The sequence below is a fragment of the Dawidia soli genome, assembly GCF_018598185.1.
GTDB classification, from domain to species: domain Bacteria; phylum Bacteroidota; class Bacteroidia; order Cytophagales; family Cyclobacteriaceae; genus Ohtaekwangia; species Ohtaekwangia soli.
Genome location: NZ_JAHESC010000020.1, coordinates 77,508 through 96,433 on the forward strand (window position 1 = coordinate 77,508; position 18,926 = coordinate 96,433).

Here is an 18,926-nt window from a genome sequence, read left to right on the forward strand (position 1 = left end):
GAACAGACTCTGCGCGGAGCGGTTACAAAACCCCACGCAGAGTATCTGCTATTTGCTTCGCGCTCCGAAGTCTTGGCGTAGGAAGGTTATTCTAATCCGATCATGATGAACGCACCCCAGTAGATAGGCTCGGGATAGTCCGCACGCAACTCCTTCTTGGCACCGATAAAGCTTTCGCGCAGGTTGCCCGTGTTAAGCCATTTCTGGTAGAACTTCAGCATCAGCTTCTGCGTGGCTTCGTCGTCTACCTTGAACATGCTCATGATCAAAATCTTTGCACCGGCCACGAGGAAGGCCCGTTGCAGACCGTATACCCCTTCACCGGCTTCCATATCGCCAAGGCCCGTCTCACAGGCGCTGAGCACCACCAGGTCGGTTTTATCGAGGTTGAGGCTCATCGCCTCATAGGCCGTCAGGATGCCGTTCTCCATGTTGAAGTTATACTGGGTCTTGTCCATCAGGTCGCCGGCGCCGCGCAGCAACAAGCCCGTCCGCATCAGCGGATTTTGCGTCAGCACCGCTTCGTTGCCTTCGATCTCCTGTTCCAGGTTCACCGGCACCGAAGGGCGGTAGAAACCGTGCGTGGCGATGTGGAAGATCTTGGGATTGTTCAGCTCCTTGATCTTTTCTTCCGACGCCAGCTTTTCCATGTACTCTGCCGTCAGCCAGCCCTTTTGTTTCAGCATAAACTGCACCTGCGTTACTTCCTTCTCGGTGCCGGGCAGTGACGAGATACGCTGATCGGCAGAAGCCGTGAGATAGAACGACGGGTTGCCAAACATCGTGGCCGTGTTTTCGTTGGTCGTAGGGCGCGTCTTGATGCTGCGCAGGTATAGATCCTTGGTGTTGCTCACCAATACGATGTTGGCATTGTCTATGACGTATTTACCATCCGGAGTGGGAATGGCTTCCAGGTTGATCTGGTTATAGACCCCATCGGCACTCAGGTATACCGTGGCCGCCTGGCCGATCTCACGGGCAATAGGCTCCCAGAAGACTCCATACGAGTAGGTGTCGGGCACCTTGCCGATAATAGCGTTGCGATAGAACTTGAAGAAGCGGGTCTCCAGCTTCTTGCCGTCTTTCAGCATAACCACCTTGGGCTTCGCCATATCTTTCTTGATATACAGCGCCGCATAGATGATCGAGTCCGTAAACGTGTGGTTGAAATGACGGTAACGCACCATCTCGATCGCCACATCGTTTGGTTTGAGGATTTTTTTGATGTCCTCAAAGGTGATGCGCTTGTCGTCAAAGTTCTGGCCGAACAGCTCGGACCGTTGGCTCAGGTCTTTTTCCAGGCGCTCCACTTCCTGTTGCAGGCCCATCGGGTCGATCTGGTTCTCTGCCAGCTGCGCCGGACTCATCGAGAGCGCCAGCGTCAGCAGCTCTTTCTTCTGCACCCAGGTAGTATACTGGTTTTTTAACGCTTCATCCGTGCTGTTGAGAATGCGCTCGCGTATTTTGATGGAGGAGCTCAGCAGCAGCGCCTTGGTCAGCAACTGGTAGTTGTAGATCTTGCCCGCCAGGTCCTTGAAGTCTTCCAGGTTGCTGAAAGCAAGCGTATTGTAAAACTCAAAATCGCCCTTGATGGTATTCCAGTATTTGGCCTTTTCGCGCTCGCTCAACGCCGGGAAGAATTCCTTGATGAACTTCTCGTAGTTGTTCAGCGACTCTTCGATCATATTCTTCGATCGCTTGTAGTCCTGCTGCATGTAATACACCTTGCTGAGCTTGGAAAGCACCTTCACATACTCGGGGTGCGTACGGCTGAAGAACTTCTCGTACAGGTTTTTGGCCTGGTTGTAAAATTCTTCCGACTTCTTATAGTTCTTCTGCTGGTAGTACACATCGCCCGTCAGCGTATATATGCCGGCTGCGTTGATGTTGTTTTTTGTACCCGTCTTGGTACGCCAGATGGTTTCGGCCACCGTCAGTGCATGGAAGGCGATGTCGAACTTCTTTTCCGAGATATACAGCACGGCTACGCTCTTCAGGATCTCTGCATACTGCGGGTTGTCTTTGCCCAGGCGGTTCTCGATGATCGTGCGGGCCTCCAGCATCAGTTTTTCTACCTCCTTGCTGTTGTCGCCTTTGTAGAATTTGATCAGCGCCAGTTGCGCCAGCGAACGGGCTACTTCGATATGGTTACGGCTGAATTGCTTCTCCTGGCTGCTCAGTGCCTTGGTAATGTTCTCTTCGGCCTTGTCATAGTCACCAAGCGTATAGTATATATCGCTCAGCAGCTTTTGGGTAGGGGCCGTTTTGGTAGAGGTCATGCCGTATGTCCTGACGGCGATCTGATTGGCGCGGATGGCCGTGCGCTCGGCCTCGGTATAGTCGCCCTTGGCCAGCAATAGCCGCCCCTTGTTCACCAGCGGATCGATCAGGCGGCGGGACGTATTGCCATAGAGCTTTTCGGATGCAGGAATTTGGTCGCTCACCAGGCGGTCTGCTTCCGAGAAACGGCCCAGCTGGATAAAGAGCGCAGACAGCTCTTCTTCGGCCGAAAGCTCGCTGTTCAGGTCGGTCTTCGAACGTGTGATCAGCTTGTTGGAACGCTCGAGGTTGCTCTCCGCTTCATCAAACATACCTTTGATACCGTACAACTTGGCTTGCGTCTCCAACGCATTGATATAGGTGGGACGCCACTCTTTGTAATCACGGTTTTCTTTCAGATCGATGATTTCGAGCGCTTTGATCAAACCTTTCTCGGCGTCCTCATATTCACCCAGCTTGAGCTGCAGCTCCGCAATTTTGTTCAGTTCCGCAGCGTAGAGGATATCTTCGTTACGATATTTTTCACGGGCCGCGAACAGCGCCGCCTTCAGTGTCTTGGAGGCGCGGGCGTACGAGTCCACGGCCTCGTAGTAGGTAGCGACGTGGTTGAGGATATCGAGCAAGTCCTTGTGGCGGTCACCGATCTGTTGCGCGACTATTTTAGTATAGCTCTCCTCATAGATCTTGCCCGCTTCTTCAAATTTATCAGTGTAGTCCAGGAAAAAATTAGCCATCGAAATGCGCGACAGATGATAGGCCGGCGAAGTTTCACCATAGAGCTCTTTCTCGATCTCCAGGCGCTGGTTCAGGTAATTTTCCGCGTTGGAATAGCGTTTTTCCGCCAGCGCACCGTTGTACAAAAAACTCAGGATCTTGAGCGCGGTCGGGTGATTGCGCGGCAGGGTCTTCGCGTTTAACACCGCCAGTGCTTCGCCCTCCAGGTTCTTGGTTTTATCACGTCCGATTCTGGTATCGAACTCTACCGCCTGCAGATTGATGCGTACCACGCTGCCTTTTGAAAAATACTTGCTCAGTACTCTTTCGAATTCCACCTTGGTATTGACATAACGATTTTTTTCTTCATCTACCAGCAGCTTGTGCAGATAAGTGATATAGAGATCTTGAGCAAGGGTATTCGTGGGATTTACTTTTTTCTTCAGATCGTCCAGCGTGCGGTTGAGCTCAAGGGACTTTGGAAGCGTAAAGTTACCGTTTTCGATGAGGTAGAGTGCCCACTGATAGTTGTTGCGTTCCGCCGAGATGTCGGTCTCACCCAGGAAGCGCCGTTGGCTTCTGAGCCACGTGCTCGCCGCGGTAAAGGCCGAATCGGCGCTGATCAGGCTCCCTTTTTTGCTGTAGGCTATGGCAATCTGTGTCAGCAGGCGTCCATAGTCGCCGTACCGTTGCACCAGCTCTGTTTCCGGCACACGTTGAGTCTTGATGGTACCACCCTCAACCTTGGTTTCCTTATCTACCGCACGACCGGCAAAGAAACTTTCCTGCTCGCGCATGATTTCCAGGGCGTCGTTACAGAATCCCTGGCCGATCATGGCTTCGCTTTCGATCAGAGCAATATCGCCTTTCAGCAGGTCGGTCATCTGCCCCGTGCGGACGAGTTGCTCTTTGGCCTTCGTGATGTATTCCCGGCTGATGTGATAGTTACCGTAAGCGTTATAGATTTCGGCAACGTCGATCAGTGTCGTGGCATAGCTGGCGCTGTTTTCGCCAAACACGGCCAGGCTGGAGGCCTGCGCGTTTTCCAGCGCTTTGTCAAAGCCACCCAACATACCCAACGCCAGGCCAATGCGGGCCTCGCGCAGGTACAGCCCCGGCATATAGGCGTTCTGCGGACCCATCTTGGCCACAATCGTCTTTTTGAGCTTCGCAAGCGAGCTTTCGGCTTTCTCAAAGCTGCCCCCGGCATACAACGCATCGATCTTGGCGAGCGACTTGTCATACTTTTTATTTTGCGTGAATGCAGGTTGGGCACACGCCAGGAACAGCGCAACCAACAGGAGGATCCCGTTTTTCTTCATGATAGGGGATGTTAGATATTTTTGGGCGTATAAATTTACGAATTCCCCGACACTATCGTACGCCCACGGAAGCAGTTTGTGCAGCACCCTTGCAGAAAGGGTAAAAATACGGTATCTGCACTCCTGTTGCAGCCGTTTTGTGCCGACTTTTGAGCCATGGGGCATCATCATCACGACCATCCGCACGACCACGATCATACACATGATCACGGGCATCGCCACGGACACAGCCATGCGCACGGCCACCATCACCACTACAGCGGTAATAACATTGCTGTAGCCTTCTGGTTGAACCTGGGCTTTGCGTTGCTGGAATTGGTCGGAGGCCTTTATACCAACTCGGTGGCTATATTGTCCGACGCGCTGCACGACCTCGGCGATAGCTTGTCATTGGGCACGGCGTGGTTCTTCGAACGGAAGTCGCGGCAGCAACCCGATGCCATCTATACTTACGGCTATAAACGGTTCTCGCTCGTCGGCGCGTTTATCAACGCCGTAGTGCTTACTGTCGGCTCCATCTTTATTCTGGTAGAAGCGTTTAAACGACTGTGGCATCCCGAGCAGCCCGATGCCACCGGCATGCTCGTATTTGCCGTTATTGGTATACTCGTAAACGGAGCAGCCATGCTGCGTCTCAAACGCGGAGACTCCATCAACGAAAGGGTCTTGTCACTGCATTTTCTGGAAGATGTACTGGGCTGGGTAGCAGTATTGATCGGAGCCATCGTCATGAAGTTTGCCGACGTACCCATCATCGATCCGTTGCTGTCCATGATTATCGGCGGCATTATCCTGTTCAACGTATACCGCAACATCCGCGGAGCATTCCAGATCATGCTGCAAGGCGTGCCCCGGAATATACCCGAGGCGTCGGTGCGCAAAGAACTGGCTACCTTCGAAGAAGTAGAGGCATTGCACGACCTGCACATCTGGACGCTCGACGGCACGTTCAATATTCTGACAACGCACATCGTACTGCGGCAGCCGTTGGAGCCCGAGCCCCTCGAAGCACTAAAGACGCGTATCAAAAAACAACTGCAAACCCTCGGCATTCAGCATGCCACGATTGAATTTGAAATAAAAGGCTATGCGGCGTGCGACACCACGCCGGTGGTACATTAACCCCTCAAAGTACACGACATTATGCCTGCGGCTCGACCAGCAGGAACTCCTTTGTTACCAGGAAGTCGAACGGAAAGAAATTGATGTTGTATTTCTTCAGCAGCGTAGCGCGATTCAGGATCGTATGACTCTTGCGAAACAACGTACGCAGCCCATTGGCATGCAGGATCTCCTGCAGCTTGGCGTGTGTAAGGTGATTGAGCCCGGCATAGACCTCTTTGATCGTGCCTTCTTCCTCACCCACGATGGTATGATTCCGCTCCTCCAGCATCTTGTTCAGAATAGGCTTAGGCAGGAATTGGCACCAGGGAATCTTAATAATATGCGTAAGGTGCGACGCATAGGGACTGCGCCACGGCGGATAACTGATAAAGATCTTGCCACCGGCCGCAAGTGATTTTTTAACGCTGGCCAGCAATCGGCGCAGTAAGTTGATTTCAATATGCTCGACCACGTCGTTGATAAAGACCAGGTCGAATTTCTCCGGAAACGGGTTTAATAGAATATTACGCTTTTCAAACCGGGCATTTTCAATATGCAATTCCTGCTGCAAGTGCTTGGCGATAGTGATATGGTGATTATCGATGTCTACGCCCGTCACTTCACAATTCCAATGCTTGGCGTACCACAACGTCATGCCGCCCATGCCACAGCCAAAGTCCAACACCTTCATACCGGTCAGGTCGAACTTTTCTTTGATCAGGGCTTTATCGAGAATTAAGTGAGAATCTTCTGCTTGAAAATTGTTCCGGGCGTAGGCCACACCTTCAGCAAACTGGGCTTCCGTCAACATGGGGGTAAGGGTTGTTTTTGGTTACGTTACATACTAAACACGTGCCGCGCACTACGCGCTGCGACATACTTCCCCAAACGCGCACATTCCATGCGCACGGCAGGGCCACCAACTCAGATTCGTACTTAGTAGTCACAAGGGTTCACCCGGAATCGCTGCGATAGAATGGATGCAAAACGCATCACACAAGCGATTACAGACTAAAACGCTTACACACATCCGGCAGAAATACGCGCACGACAGGTACGGGATAGATAGTACTGTCCACCGGTTGTAGCAAAGATAAGATGAAATCACGAATGTGCTGACGGGAACAGGAAAATCACCCGTGTGTATTATTCTCTACAGATGTAGACTATGGTCGCTACGACTTCATAAGCTTCCCTAGTATTTCCTTCGCCGCATCCGTAATAACAGTTCCCGGCCCGAAGATAAACGAGACACCGGCGCTATAGAGAAAATCATAATCCTGCTGCGGTATAACCCCTCCCGCCACAACCATAATGTCCGGCCGCCCGATCTTACCCAGCGCCTCGATCAGCGCAGGTACCAATGTCTTATGTCCACCCGCCAAACTGGACGCCCCCACAATGTGCACATCGTTTTCGGCGGCTTGCATGGCAACTTCGTCCGGCGTCTGAAACAGCGGCCCGATGTCGACATCAAAGCCCAGGTCGGCAAAGCTTGTCGCAATCACCTTGGCGCCGCGATCATGACCATCCTGTCCCATTTTTGCCACCAGGATCCGCGGCCGTCGGCCGTCGAGCGCGGCAAACTGATCTGACAGCGCACGCACATCTTCAAATACTTGCTGGTTCTTCATTTCGCCTGCATATACACCTGCAATAGAACGTACACTGGCCTTGTAACGTCCAAATACTTTTTCCAACGCCGTCGAGATCTCGCCCAACGTTGCACGTGCACGCGCCGCGTCGACCGCCAGCGCCAGCAAGTTACCTTCACCCGTCGTAGCCGATGTGGTCAGCGCATGCAGCGCAGCCTCCACGGCCCCATTGTCGCGCGAAACCTTCAGCGCCGCCAGCCGGTCAACCTGCTCTTGTCGCACAGCAACGTTGTCAACCTCCAGGATGTCAAAGTCAGTCTTGTCCGTAACAGTATATTTATTTACACCGACGATCACATCTTTGCCCGCATCGATCCGCGCCTGCTTGGCCGCAGCCGCCTGCTCGATGCGCATCTTAGGCAAACCGCTTTCAATGGCCTTTGTCATCCCGCCGAGTTTTTCTACTTCCTGGATCAGCTCCCATGCCTTCTCGGCAAGCTCCGCCGTGAGATTCTCCAGGTAATACGATCCAGCAAGCGGATCGACCGTGCGGGTGATTCCCGTTTCCTTTTCAATGAACAGTTGCGTATTACGGGCAATGCGGGCCGAGAAGTCGGTCGGCAGGGCAATGGCCTCGTCGAGCGAGTTGGTGTGCAGCGATTGCGTGCCGCCGCAGATAGCCGCCAGCGCCTCGATATACGTGCGTGTTACATTGTTATACGGGTCTTGCTCGGTCAGGCTCCACCCCGACGTTTGGCAATGCGTTCGCAGCGCCATCGACTTGGGATTGGCTGGCTGGAATTGGTTTACCAGGTACGACCACAACAACCGGCCCGCGCGCATCTTCGCTACCTCCATAAAAAAGTTCATACCGATGCCCCAGAAGAACGACAGGCGCGGCGCAAAGTCGTCGATGGCGATACCGGCAGCAAGCCCTGTGCGGATATACTCCAATCCATCCGCCAGGGTATAGGCCAGCTCCAAATGCGCCGGCGCACCCGCCTCGTGCATGTGGTAGCCGCTGATGCTGATGGAATTGAACTTAGGCATGTGGCGCGAAGTATAGGCAAAGATATCCGCTACAATGCGCATCGACGGCCCCGGCGGATAGATATAGGTATTACGGACCATAAACTCCTTCAGGATGTCGTTCTGGATCGTGCCGCTCAGTTGTTTTGGCGCGACACCCTGCTCTTCCGCGGCCACAATATAAAAGGCCATGATTGGAAGCACGGCGCCATTCATCGTCATCGACACCGACATCTTGTCAAGGGGGATCTGGTCGAAGAGGATCTTCATGTCCAGCACCGAGTCGATCGCCACCCCGGCCTTGCCCACATCGCCCGTTACACGCGGATGATCGGAGTCATAGCCACGGTGCGTAGCCAGGTCAAACGCGACCGACAGGCCTCGCTGCCCCGCCGCCAGGTTGCGACGGTAAAAGGCGTTGGAGTCCTTGGCCGTCGAGAAGCCCGCATACTGGCGGATCGTCCACGGCTTCGTGGTATACATCGTGGCATACGGCCCGCGCAGATAAGGCGGCAACCCCGAAGGATAATCGAGGTGGACCAGGTCGTCCACGGTTTCCGGCGCGTAAGCCGGAAGCACCGCGATCTTCTCCGGGCTCAGCCAGGGAAGATCTTTACCTTCCGGCAGGGGTGTGACCGGAGGATATACACGCGCCGGCAACTTTTGCGGCAGCAGCCGCTTGACTTCAGCAATGATCGCCTGGATCGCCGCCTCCGCGGTATATGCGCCCGCCAGCGGGTCGGCAACCTTGTCGAGGTAACTTTCTTCACGCAGGATACTGCCCGCATTGCGGGCAATGCGGCGCAGCGTCGCATTGTTCTCGTCTTCGGGAAGCACCGACAAGGCACTACAGCCCCCGAGTATAGAAGCCAGCGAGACCGCCGTAGCCTTGAGCATCGTGCCATGCGGTGCATAGGCCTCTGCCGCAAACGCCTCCGACCTCACATGAATATGTAGGGCGTCCAGCGGCAGATCCTGTATACCGTACGTATCGACCAGCTCCAGGTATAAATACCGCAGCGCCTTGAGCTTGGCCACCTCCAGGATAAAGTCATTTTCTGTCTCTACCGAGATGGCTACTTGACGCACAGCGCTGGCCGTCGTGCTCCCGGCACGTACCGTCGCATCGATGGCCGCCGCGGCGCGCGTCAGCGACTCGACAACCTCTTGTACCGGCGTTGTGCGGTGAACGATCATACCCAGCGTGCGAAGCCTGCTTTGATTCGCAACAGGCGTCACCGCAACAGAAGTGGGTAGAAAGAGCGCGCCCGAAAGGGAATCAGCGGGATAGGCCTGCCGTTCTATATAAGAAGTTAACGCCGCCAGGTGAACGGGTGTTGATAACCAGAAGCTTACGCTGCAGTAAGGCCAGTCGACACCCGCCAGCAAAGCGGCCATGTCAACCGGCGACGCCTCCGGCAGCTTAAATAAAATTCCATCAGCGCCCTGGGCCAGGTGTTCCAGGGCAGTTTGGTTTGCGATACGGACATCAAAAACCGTGATCAACGGCTGATTCCACCAATGCCGGGCGCCGGCATACGGATCGGAAGCAGGCGGAAGCGTGAATGGAGCGCCGTTCGGGCGATTATGCGGACCGTAATAAGGACCAAACGATAGATTGTCTTCCGTGGCCCAGGCCAAAGTTTCATCCGGGTTTTTTCCGTCAAGCTCGTGTGACGCGGTGCGATACCAGTCGGCCTGCGTGGTTTTCGGAAAGGCCTCCTGTAACAACTCCTGGAACGTTTTTTCAGCCATGCTGTGCAATTCAACTCAATTTTAGCTAAGTTTTTTTCAACCGTTTGCGTTTTTATTTTAAAAATTTGGAAGCACATTTTTTTCCGGAAAATCAAGACGAAAGGCGCTTGTTTTCTTAATCTCTTTTTTCACATCTTTGTCTCCCTTTCCCCGGCGGGGAACTCAAAATCCTAACAAATTCAGATCTCATGGAAGTTAGCTGTGGTACAGTATGGAACGATTGTCTGGAAGTCATTCGCGAGAATGTTGGCGAAGAGAATTTCAGCACTTGGTTCAAGCCCATCGTTCCACTTCGCGTGGAGGGGGATATACTGACCATACAGGTACCTTCGCAGTTCTTCTACGAATGGCTCGAAGAGCACTATGTGCCCGTATTAAAGAAAGCCATACACACCGTACTCGGCCCCACCGGCCGCCTCGAATATTCCGTGGTAGTAGACAGCGGTAACAAGCAGGCACCCGCCGTGTCCGTAAACTACCCTGTACACGGTACCATCACCAACCGCCGCAGCGGTGTGAACGGCGGCTTTGAAAACAGCGACTATTCACCGTTTACCTTTAAAGCGCTTAACCCGCAAACCGTAAACTCACGGCTGAACCCAGCCTATACATTCGATAACTTTGTAGAAGGCGACTGTAACCGCCTGGCGCGCTCCGCAGGACTCGCCGTAGCCAAAAAGCCCGGCGTAACCTCGTTTAACCCGCTCATGCTCTACGGTGGAGTAGGGGTAGGCAAGACCCACCTCGTACAGGCCATCGGCAACGAGATCAAAAACAACATGCCGGGCAAAGTAGCCCTGTATATCGACCAGAACGATTTCACCACGCAGTTCCTCAACGCCCTGCAAAATCACAAGGTCCAGGAATTTCAGAACTACTACCTGCAGGTAGACCTCCTCATATTGGACGACGTGCAGTTCCTCGCAGGCCGCGAGAAAACACAGGAGATGTTCTTCCACATCTTCAACCAGCTGCACCAGTCGGGCAAGCAGATCATCATGACCAGCGACTGCCCGCCCCGCGACATGAAAGGCTTCCAGGAACGCCTGCTGTCCCGCTTCAAATGGGGACTTACCGCAGACCTGCAAGAGCCCGATTTCGAAACAAAGCTGGCGATCATCAACCGCAAAATGCTGGCCGACGGCATCCAGATCCCGACAGAAGTGTCGGAGTACCTGGCCTATAGCGTCGACACCAACCTGCGCGACATGGAAGGCGTTCTGAACTCGCTCATCTTCCACGCCACCCTGCTCAAAAAAGAGATCGACCTCGACCTGGCCAAAGAGGTGTTAAAGAATATCATCAAGGAAATACAGTCCGACGTCAGCGTCGACTTCATCCAAAAGACTGTAGCCGAGTACTTTAAAGTCGACCTCGACGCCATGAAAGGCAAAGTGAAGAAACGCGAGATCGTGATCCCCCGCCAGGTGGCCATGTATTTCTGCAAACGCTTCACCCAGCTCACCCTCGCCCTGATCGGCGAGAACTTTGGCGGCCGCGACCACAGCACCGTCATCCACGCCCTGGAGTCCGTAGAAGACATGATGAAAACCGACGCCAACTTCCGCGGCTCCGTAGAAGAGCTCGGCAAAAAACTGAAGCTCCGCGTAGCATAAACCTCTGGCTGAACACCTGGCGCAAGTGTCTAGCACTAAGCGTCAGCGCGGGTGCGGTCACTTGTGCCTGTTACTGTAGGCAGTTTGTAACTGCCGTCAAAAGTCCGTTCTCGTTTCAAATGCCCACCTTACGGCGACCTTACAGTGACCTTATAGCTACCTTATAGCGACCTTATAGCGATATTCAGCCATACCAAAGCCATACTTAAAGCAGGGATTAGCCATGGCAACGTTACCCCAAGCCTATCCTTTTGCCGTTTTCTTCCATAGAAATACACATCTTCTCCTATCTTTGATTCCGTTATGGCCGATCGGGATCATTATCTATCAGCATTCGGAGAAATCCTGCTCTATACCCTCGCGGGGATCATCTTTATTGTAGTAACCCTGTTGGTATCCAGGCTCGTACGTCCCCATCGCCCCAACCCCGAAAAACTCACCACCTACGAAAGCGGCGAAGAGCCCATCACGGCCGCGTGGACGCAGTTCAACATGCGCTTCTATGTCGTAGCACTGATCTTCCTGCTTTTCGAGGTAGAGATCGTCTTTTTATTCCCCTGGGCAACAGTATTTGCCAATAAAGCGCTCGCCGCGCAAACCAACGGCGCGTGGGCGTGGTTTTCACTCATAGAAATGGTGGTGTTTGTCGCCATCCTGGCGCTCGGCCTGGCCTACGCATGGGTCAACGGGCACCTGGACTGGATCAAACCCAACCCGCGGCCAACCGAGTATAAATCGCCGGTGCCGGGTGCGCTGTACGACCGCGTAAACGAACGCTACCGCTCCTCGCACAGCACCACACCGGGCAACGCCGCGTCAACTGAAAAATAGCGTGTATGAAGGGACTACTGGATCAGAAGTTTGAACAAGGAGGGGTGATCGTTACACGCCTGGACGACCTGCTTAACTGGGCACGTCTGTCGTCCATGTTTCCGATGACCTTTGGTATAGCATGCTGTGCCATCGAGTTTATGAGCACTGGCACAACCGTATACGACATGGAGCGCTTTGGCATGGCCCCGCGCTCATCGCCGCGCCAGGCAGACGTGATGCTCATCGCCGGCACCGTAACCTTTAAAATGGCCGATCGCATCAAGCGCCTGTACGAACAGATGGCCGAGCCCCGCTACGTCATCTCCATGGGCTCGTGCGCCAACTGCGGCGGCCCATACTGGCAGCATGGCTATCACGTGGTGAAAGGTGTAGACCGCATCATCCCGGTAGATGTATATGTACCGGGTTGCCCGCCCCGCCCCGAAGCGCTTATCGGCGGCTTCCTGAAGCTACAGGAAAAGATCCGCCAGGAAACGCTCATGGCCCCGACGGCCGTAGCCAGGCTGCTGGCTGAAAAAGAAAACGTACAAGCCTGACCGTTATGACCCTCGATACCATCGCTTCGATACTCAAAAGTGCACTCGGCGATATACCGCTGCAGCCCGACGCCAACGCCACCCCACAAGCGCTGATCGTGGAACGTGCACACATACTGGCCGTTTGTAAAACGGCGCATCAACATCCCGAGCTATATTTTGACATGCTGTCGTGTGTCACTGGGCTGGACAACGGCCCGCAAGCGAACACCCTGGAGGTGATCTATAATTTATACTCCATACCCTTCAACCTGCACCTGATGCTAAAGGTCGTTCTGCCGCGCGAAAGCCCCGAGGTAGACTCGGTTGCGTCCGTATGGCGTACCGCCGATTGGCATGAGCGCGAAGCGTTCGATATGTACGGCATTCACTTTACGAACCATCCCGACCTGCGCCGCATCCTGATGCCCGCAGACTGGGAAGGATATCCGTTGCGAAAGGACTACCAGGATCCGCAATATTACCGCGACATTAAAATAGAATACTGACCGCAGCGCAGGCCCATGACAACAAACACGGTACAATACAAATACAAAGAAGGCAACCTGTCGCGCTCGGAGCCCAACAAGCTGCGGCCCGAGAACCTGCGCTCGGAAGAAATGATCGTCAACCTCGGCCCGCAGCACCCCTCCACGCACGGCGTGCTTCGGCTCGAAGTGTTGCTCGACGGCGAGATCGTCCAGGACGTCGTGCCCCACATCGGCTACCTGCACCGTTGCTTTGAAAAGCACGCCGAAAATCTGCCCTACAACCAGATCATCCCATTCGTCGATCGCCTGGACTACGTGGCGTCGATGAACAACGAGCATGCCTATGCCATGGGCGTAGAGCGCATGCTCGGCATCGCCGACCAGATCCCCAAGCGCGTAGAATATATCCGCGTGCTGGTAGCCGAACTGAACCGCATCGCCTCGCACTTCATCGCCATAGGCACGTACGGCATGGACATCGGCGCTTTTACACCGTTCTTCTGGATCATGCGCGACCGCGAGCACATCCTGCGCTTGCTGGAGTGGGCGTCGGGTGCGCGATTGTTATATAATTATATCTGGATCGGAGGATTGTTCTACGACCTGCCCGTGGGCTTTGAAGAACGCTGCCGCGAATTTGTACAGTATATAAAACCCAAGCTGCAGGAACTGGACGATGTCCTCCTGCAGAACAAGATCTTCATCGATCGTACCGCCAACGTCGGCGTGCTGCCACTCGACCTGGCCATCAACGCGGGCGTTACCGGTCCCGTGCTGCGGGGCTCCGGCCTCCGCTTCGACCTGCGCCGCGTCGACGGATATTCCGTATATCCGGAATTGGAATTTGACGTACCGGTGGGAGAGGGAAAAATGGGCAACGTGGGCGACTGCTGGGACCGCACCTATGTACGCTACCGCGAGCTGCACGAATCCATTCGCATCATCGAACAGTGCCTCGTGCAGCTTACCGGCGATCATCAACGCACACGCGATTTTGACCCGCAGGCATTGGTACCCAAAAAGATCCGCCCCAAAGCGCAGGACTTTTATGTACGGGCAGAGATCCCTAAAGGAGAACTGGGCTTCTTCTTCCGCGCCGACGGGCGCAACGATATACCGTTCCGGTGCAAGTGCCGCTCGTGCAGCTTCGTCAACCTGTCGGTATTGCCGGAAATATCCAAGGGCATACTCATTGCCGACCTCATCGCCATCATCGGGTCGATCGACGTCGTCATGGGCGAAGTAGACCGCTAAGCATAACCGGCAGGCATGATGTTTTCGCCACTCGTAACATACAAAACCGCCGCATGACGAAGATTCTGACAACCGACCAGATCCGTGCCCTCGATGCCTATGTTATCAAGCATGAACCCATCGCATCTATTGACCTCATGGAGCGTGCAAGCCAGCAATTCGTGGATTGGTTAGAGGATAACGCGGGTGACGCACACTGCTATGGAATTGTTTGCGGCACCGGCAATAATGGAGGTGACGGCCTGGCCATCGCGCGTTTGTTGGTGGAACTCGACTATGACGTAAAGGTATGGATCGTGGAGGGAGGCAAACCCAGCGCAGACTTCGAAATCAATCGGGCTCGTTTGCCAGAGAAAGTTGAAGTACACATGATTACCGGGACCCCGGCTCCGGGAATTTTCGATTGGTGTACTTTGTTGGTTGACGCACTCTTCGGTTCCGGCCTTTCGCGGCCATTGGAAGGTATATACGCCGATGTGATCGATTGCATCAATGCAGCAGAGGCGTTGTGTGTAGCCGTAGATATACCCTCCGGGTTACGCGCCGATGGTCCGTCACAAGGTGCTATCGTTCGTGCCACGGATACGATATCGTTTCAGGTGCCTAAGTTAGCGTTCTTCTTTGCGTCCAGCGCTCGGTATATCGGCGACTGGCATACGGTTAATATAGTTCCATGGAATCTGTGCGAAGATTTTTTTGAAAAGACAGAAACCGATCACCACGTGGTCGACAATGTCTACCACCTGAAGAAGCATCGCGAGAAGTTTAGTCATAAAGGCACGTATGGTCATGCATTGCTGGTGGCGGGCAGTTACGGTAAAATGGGAGCTGCGATCCTGGCGGCACGTGCGTTACTACGAGCAGGAGTAGGGTTGCTGACGATTCACACGCCCGCACGTGGTTACGCTATTTTGCAGCAGGCCGTGCCTGAGGCTATGGTGAGCATTGACCCCCTTGAAGATTATGCCAGCGCGTTGCCATCGTCAGACGGGTATTCCGTCATAGGCATAGGGCCCGGCCTGGGTCAGGCAGACGTCACGGTAAAGATGATGCATAAGATTTTAGAAGCTTACCGCAAGCCGATGGTGATCGACGCTGACGCGCTTAACATCCTGGCGGCGCATCGCGAGCTACTGTCGCTGGTGCCGCCCGGCAGCATCCTGACACCCCATCCCAAAGAGTTTGAGCGCCTGGCGGGCAAGACCGCCAACGAGTTTGAGCGATTGGAGAAACAAAAGGCATTGGCACGGCAGCTAAGGTCTGTGGTCGTGGTAAAGGGTGCGTATTCATCCATTGCCAGCCCCGAGGGTGTGGTCTACTTCAATACCACGGGCAACCCGGGCATGGCTACCGGCGGCACGGGCGACGTACTCACAGGTATTCTGACGGGCCTCCTGGCTCAGTCCTATCCGTCCCTGGATGCTGCTATTCTAGGGGTGTATTTGCATGGTCTGGCAGGAGACCTGGCAGCACATAAGTTGGGTGTAGATTCACTGATTGCTTCCGATCTCATCCGATATTTGCCGGCGGCCTTCCGGAAAATCTAACCTAACCCCAGGATTCCTCGCGAAAGCGCTTATTTTTAGTGCCTCAAACCCGCAGGCATGCAACTATCCGACAAGATCAAACATACGATCCGCGATGTGCGCGATTATCCCAAACCGGGCGTCGTGTTTAAAGACATTACCCCCATCCTGGCCGATCCGCTGCTGATGAATGAAATGATCACCCAGCTCAAAACCGATCTGAAAGACCTTCGGCTCGATGCCATCGCCGCCGTAGAGGCCCGTGGCTTCATTTTCGGCGCCATCCTGGCCCATGCGCTCAACTGCCGGTTTATTCCCATCCGCAAGGCCGGAAAGCTTCCCTATAAGACCGTACAGCAGGAATACAGCCTGGAGTATGGCACCGCGGCCATCGAAATGCACGAAGATGCCCTGCAGCCCGGCTGGCGTGTACTCGTGCACGACGACGTGCTGGCCACCGGGGGTACCGCCGGGGCCGCCGCCAACCTCGTACGGCATTCCGGCGCCGAGCTGGCAGGTTTTTCCTTCATTATTAATTTGAGCTTTTTGCCGGGAGAGCTAAACCTTCTGCACCATTTTGGAGTTAAGCCTCAATACCTGGTGACCTATTGACGGCGAGGTGGGATGAATCCCCCAGGTACCGTGCTTTATGGAGGATGTCGTCCATATTCCGATGTTTCCGCTATCCATTCTACCCCTGCCTGGCGAGTGGGTACCGTTGCATATTTTTGAGCCTCGTTACCGCCAGCTGTTGGAAGATGCCTCTGCAAAAGATGTTTCCTTCGGTATTTACCTTTCGCACCACATGAACCTGGCCCAGATCGGTTCGCTCGTGCGCCTGGAAAGCATCCTGAAACAATATCCCGGCGGCGAGTCTGATATCATCGTACGGTGCCTGGACACCTTCGACACCGAAAAATTACAACGCACCTTCGATGCCGATAAGTTGTACCCCGGGGGCTACGTGCGCTACCATCATGTAGACGCCGCACGCCGGCCCAGCACCATACTATACGATATATTCATGCTATACATGCAGCGCCGGAATATTACCCGGCAGATTGCCCCTTTTAGCATATATCATATTGCGCAGGAGCTGAGCCTCGACTTGCGCGACCGCTATAAGTTTTTACAGTTGCCAGAAAGCCGCCAGGAAATGTTTCTACAGAACCGCATCCATTACCAGGAGCAGTTGCTCGAAGAGGAGGAGAAGAGCAAGGATCTTTACCACCTCAATTAATTTTTCTTATTAATTTATTGTTAAAACCCTTACATCGGCCAACCGGGCGTTCGGCAGGGAGTTATTCGTTGCCCCGTCGGGCGCAGAATAGTTTTGTTCGGTGAGGCCTGCATGCCACGGAATAAAAAGAAGCGTGAAGGTTGTAAGCCCCTGTGCAAAAGGCCCCCATTAACGATTCAATAACGTTTGCAACGAAACTTTTAGCAACCCTACTACGTGTTAGCACCAAACTTTTAAAAAACGAGTCATGAAAAAATTGGCACTGGTATTTGGTATGTTTCTGGTAGCGGGCGTTGTATTGGCAAAAGAAAATCCGGCTCCTGTTGAACGTGTAGGTGTTATGCAATTCGGTACTACTTTGAAGGTGTTCTACAAAGGAGTGGAGTCTAATGATGTAAAGGTCTCTATCTATGACGAGGCAAACCGCCTCATCTATAAAGAGACGATCCGGAAAGTTGACGGTTTTATCAGACCTTACAACCTGTCTCAATTGAGCAAAGGCAACTATACCGTCGAAGTGATCGACGGCGCTGTACGCGAGCTCGAGCACGTAACCATCTAATCGCCGCAGCAAGCAGGTAACGTTTGTTGTTGCAATAATATTTCGTAACGACCACGCTACTGCTAATGAAATACGGATAGAATAGTAGATTGCAGAATTATATAGAAGGCGTCCTTTTACGAGGGACGCCTTTTGTGTTTTTACCGCCAGGCTGCAAAATAGCCTATTGCAAACGTTGTATTAAATAATTTTCTCCTGATAGCGTTTGCACCCGGGTTTGTACGAGCATTTTGAGCATTTCGCGAAGGAAATTTTATGCAAACGTTGTTTGTAGAATTAAATGAGGTTTCCTTACAAACTCCAACCATCCGCATAACCCACCCGTATATTTGTATCGTAATCAAAACACAAACACATACAATTATGAAAACAAGATCACTTTTCATCGCAGCACTTTTCGCAGCAGCGTCTTTAGCAGCTTTTGGAAAGGAAGAGCCGAGCAACCGAGGTTTGGCTGTAGTACCTGTTAAAGGCTCTGAAGTATTCAAAGTTATCTACAAAGGCGAAACAGCCGGTAAGGTAAAACTGAATATCTACAATACGCAATCACAACTGGTCTTCACAGAATCATTCACCGGTACAGATGGCTTCATCTGCCCGCTGAACTTCACAGGCCTGGCTTACGGTGATTATACCATCGAACTGATCGACGCTACGGGCAAGAGAACTGAGAAAGTAAGCTACAAGCCCGCAGTAGCCGCCGCAGCGAAAAACGTACACATCTCGAAACTGGCTAAAGAAAACGGCAAGTACCTGGTGTCGATCGCTGCTCAAGGTAACGAGCAGATCAGCGTAAAGATCTATGATGCAGCCAACAACCTGGTGCACAGCGAAACCAAAAACGTAGACGGTAACTTCGCGCAACTGTATACAGTGAAAAATGTAAACGGTGCATTGACTTTCGAAGTGACCGACAACGCCGGTAACACCAAGACCGTACGCTTCTAAGCACCGGTCCCGTCACGCGGTTTCATACCCGGTATGAAACAAAGGCCTTTCCGATTCGTTCGGAGGGGCTTTTGTGTTTTATAAGGGGACGAACGGCGTATAGCCTCGCCCCAGGCACGACCCCACCTGACTTCCTACATT

The 18,926-nt window shown here is 53.5% G+C and carries 14 protein-coding genes and 1 pseudogene; 11 read left to right on the top strand and 4 right to left on the bottom strand.

Features of this window, described 5'->3' with window-relative positions; genetic code table 11:
* Window positions 1-86: 86 nt before the first annotated feature.
* The gene (locus KK078_RS14835; protein ID WP_254091070.1) at window positions 87-4,316 is read right to left on the bottom strand and encodes a CHAT domain-containing protein; all 4,230 of its coding nucleotides are present in this window, start codon (window positions 4,314-4,316) and stop codon (window positions 87-89) included.
* Between the two features lie 156 nt (window positions 4,317-4,472).
* Between KK078_RS14835 and KK078_RS14840 the strand changes: the two genes are divergently transcribed.
* Window positions 4,473-5,438: a cation diffusion facilitator family transporter gene (locus KK078_RS14840; protein ID WP_254091071.1), complete on the top strand. Its 966-nt coding sequence runs from the start codon at window positions 4,473-4,475 to the stop codon at window positions 5,436-5,438.
* 19 nt (window positions 5,439-5,457) lie between these two features.
* Here KK078_RS14840 and KK078_RS14845 read toward each other — a convergent pair whose 3' ends face one another.
* The 3 genes and pseudogenes from KK078_RS14845 to KK078_RS30940 all read right to left on the bottom strand — a co-directional run.
* Window positions 5,458-6,231, bottom strand: a complete 774-nt coding sequence (locus tag KK078_RS14845; RefSeq protein WP_254091072.1) for an SAM-dependent methyltransferase — start codon at window positions 6,229-6,231, stop codon at window positions 5,458-5,460.
* 364 nt (window positions 6,232-6,595) lie between these two features.
* Window positions 6,596-8,671, bottom strand: a complete 2,076-nt coding sequence (gene scpA / locus KK078_RS30935) for a methylmalonyl-CoA mutase (protein ID WP_449508539.1) — start codon at window positions 8,669-8,671, stop codon at window positions 6,596-6,598.
* Window positions 8,672-8,728: 57 nt separating this feature from the next.
* Window positions 8,729-9,799 (bottom strand): annotated as a pseudogene (locus tag KK078_RS30940) (methylmalonyl-CoA mutase family protein); the annotation flags it as partial.
* A gap of 188 nt (window positions 9,800-9,987) precedes the next feature.
* Here KK078_RS30940 and dnaA point away from each other — a divergent pair.
* The 10 genes from dnaA (at window position 9,988) to KK078_RS14905 (ending at window position 18,785) form a co-directional block, all read left to right on the top strand.
* A complete protein-coding gene (dnaA, locus tag KK078_RS14860; protein ID WP_254091073.1) occupies window positions 9,988-11,415 on the top strand; it encodes a chromosomal replication initiator protein DnaA in 1,428 nt (475 codons plus the stop codon).
* A gap of 303 nt (window positions 11,416-11,718) precedes the next feature.
* Window positions 11,719-12,246 carry an NADH-quinone oxidoreductase subunit A gene (locus KK078_RS14865; protein WP_254091074.1) on the top strand — a complete coding sequence of 176 codons (528 nt, stop codon included), beginning with the start codon at window positions 11,719-11,721 and terminating at the stop codon, window positions 12,244-12,246.
* Window positions 12,247-12,251: 5 nt separating this feature from the next.
* Window positions 12,252-12,785 (top strand): NADH-quinone oxidoreductase subunit B, encoded by a 534-nt coding sequence (locus tag KK078_RS14870; protein ID WP_254091075.1) that lies wholly within the window; start codon window positions 12,252-12,254, stop codon window positions 12,783-12,785.
* Window positions 12,786-12,790: 5 nt separating this feature from the next.
* A complete protein-coding gene (locus KK078_RS14875; protein ID WP_254091076.1) occupies window positions 12,791-13,273 on the top strand; it encodes an NADH-quinone oxidoreductase subunit C in 483 nt (160 codons plus the stop codon).
* Window positions 13,274-13,288: 15 nt separating this feature from the next.
* On the top strand, window positions 13,289-14,509 hold the full coding sequence (locus KK078_RS14880) for an NADH-quinone oxidoreductase subunit D (RefSeq protein ID WP_254091077.1): 1,221 nt from the start codon (window positions 13,289-13,291) through the stop codon (window positions 14,507-14,509).
* 53 nt (window positions 14,510-14,562) lie between these two features.
* Window positions 14,563-16,056: an NAD(P)H-hydrate dehydratase gene (locus tag KK078_RS14885; RefSeq protein ID WP_254091078.1), complete on the top strand. Its 1,494-nt coding sequence runs from the start codon at window positions 14,563-14,565 to the stop codon at window positions 16,054-16,056.
* 57 nt (window positions 16,057-16,113) lie between these two features.
* Window positions 16,114-16,647: an adenine phosphoribosyltransferase gene (locus KK078_RS14890; RefSeq protein WP_254091079.1), complete on the top strand. Its 534-nt coding sequence runs from the start codon at window positions 16,114-16,116 to the stop codon at window positions 16,645-16,647.
* Window positions 16,648-16,684: 37 nt separating this feature from the next.
* The gene (locus KK078_RS14895) at window positions 16,685-17,275 is read left to right on the top strand and encodes an LON peptidase substrate-binding domain-containing protein (RefSeq protein ID WP_254091080.1); all 591 of its coding nucleotides are present in this window, start codon (window positions 16,685-16,687) and stop codon (window positions 17,273-17,275) included.
* A gap of 247 nt (window positions 17,276-17,522) precedes the next feature.
* A complete protein-coding gene (locus KK078_RS14900) occupies window positions 17,523-17,837 on the top strand; it encodes a hypothetical protein (protein ID WP_254091081.1) in 315 nt (104 codons plus the stop codon).
* A 363-nt stretch (window positions 17,838-18,200) separates the two neighbouring features.
* On the top strand, window positions 18,201-18,785 hold the full coding sequence (locus KK078_RS14905) for a hypothetical protein (protein ID WP_254091082.1): 585 nt from the start codon (window positions 18,201-18,203) through the stop codon (window positions 18,783-18,785).
* Window positions 18,786-18,926: the final 141 nt, after the last annotated feature.

Bases quoted from the DNA above. Each gene is read 5' to 3' on its own strand.
- KK078_RS14840 (WP_254091071.1), top strand. From the start codon at position 4,473: ATGGGGCATCATCATCACGACCATCCGCACGACCACGATCATACACAT.
- KK078_RS14870 (WP_254091075.1), top strand. From the start codon at position 12,252: ATGAAGGGACTACTGGATCAGAAGTTTGAACAAGGAGGGGTGATCGTT.
- KK078_RS14865 (WP_254091074.1), top strand. From the start codon at position 11,719: ATGGCCGATCGGGATCATTATCTATCAGCATTCGGAGAAATCCTGCTC.
- dnaA (WP_254091073.1), top strand. From the start codon at position 9,988: ATGGAAGTTAGCTGTGGTACAGTATGGAACGATTGTCTGGAAGTCATT.
- KK078_RS14895 (WP_254091080.1), top strand. From the start codon at position 16,685: ATGGAGGATGTCGTCCATATTCCGATGTTTCCGCTATCCATTCTACCC.
- KK078_RS14875 (WP_254091076.1), top strand. From the start codon at position 12,791: ATGACCCTCGATACCATCGCTTCGATACTCAAAAGTGCACTCGGCGAT.
- KK078_RS14900 (WP_254091081.1), top strand. From the start codon at position 17,523: ATGAAAAAATTGGCACTGGTATTTGGTATGTTTCTGGTAGCGGGCGTT.
- KK078_RS14905 (WP_254091082.1), top strand. From the start codon at position 18,201: ATGAAAACAAGATCACTTTTCATCGCAGCACTTTTCGCAGCAGCGTCT.
- KK078_RS14885 (WP_254091078.1), top strand. From the start codon at position 14,563: ATGACGAAGATTCTGACAACCGACCAGATCCGTGCCCTCGATGCCTAT.
- KK078_RS14880 (WP_254091077.1), top strand. From the start codon at position 13,289: ATGACAACAAACACGGTACAATACAAATACAAAGAAGGCAACCTGTCG.
- KK078_RS14890 (WP_254091079.1), top strand. From the start codon at position 16,114: ATGCAACTATCCGACAAGATCAAACATACGATCCGCGATGTGCGCGAT.
- KK078_RS14845 (WP_254091072.1), bottom strand. From the start codon at position 6,231: ATGTTGACGGAAGCCCAGTTTGCTGAAGGTGTGGCCTACGCCCGGAAC.
- KK078_RS14835 (WP_254091070.1), bottom strand. From the start codon at position 4,316: ATGAAGAAAAACGGGATCCTCCTGTTGGTTGCGCTGTTCCTGGCGTGT.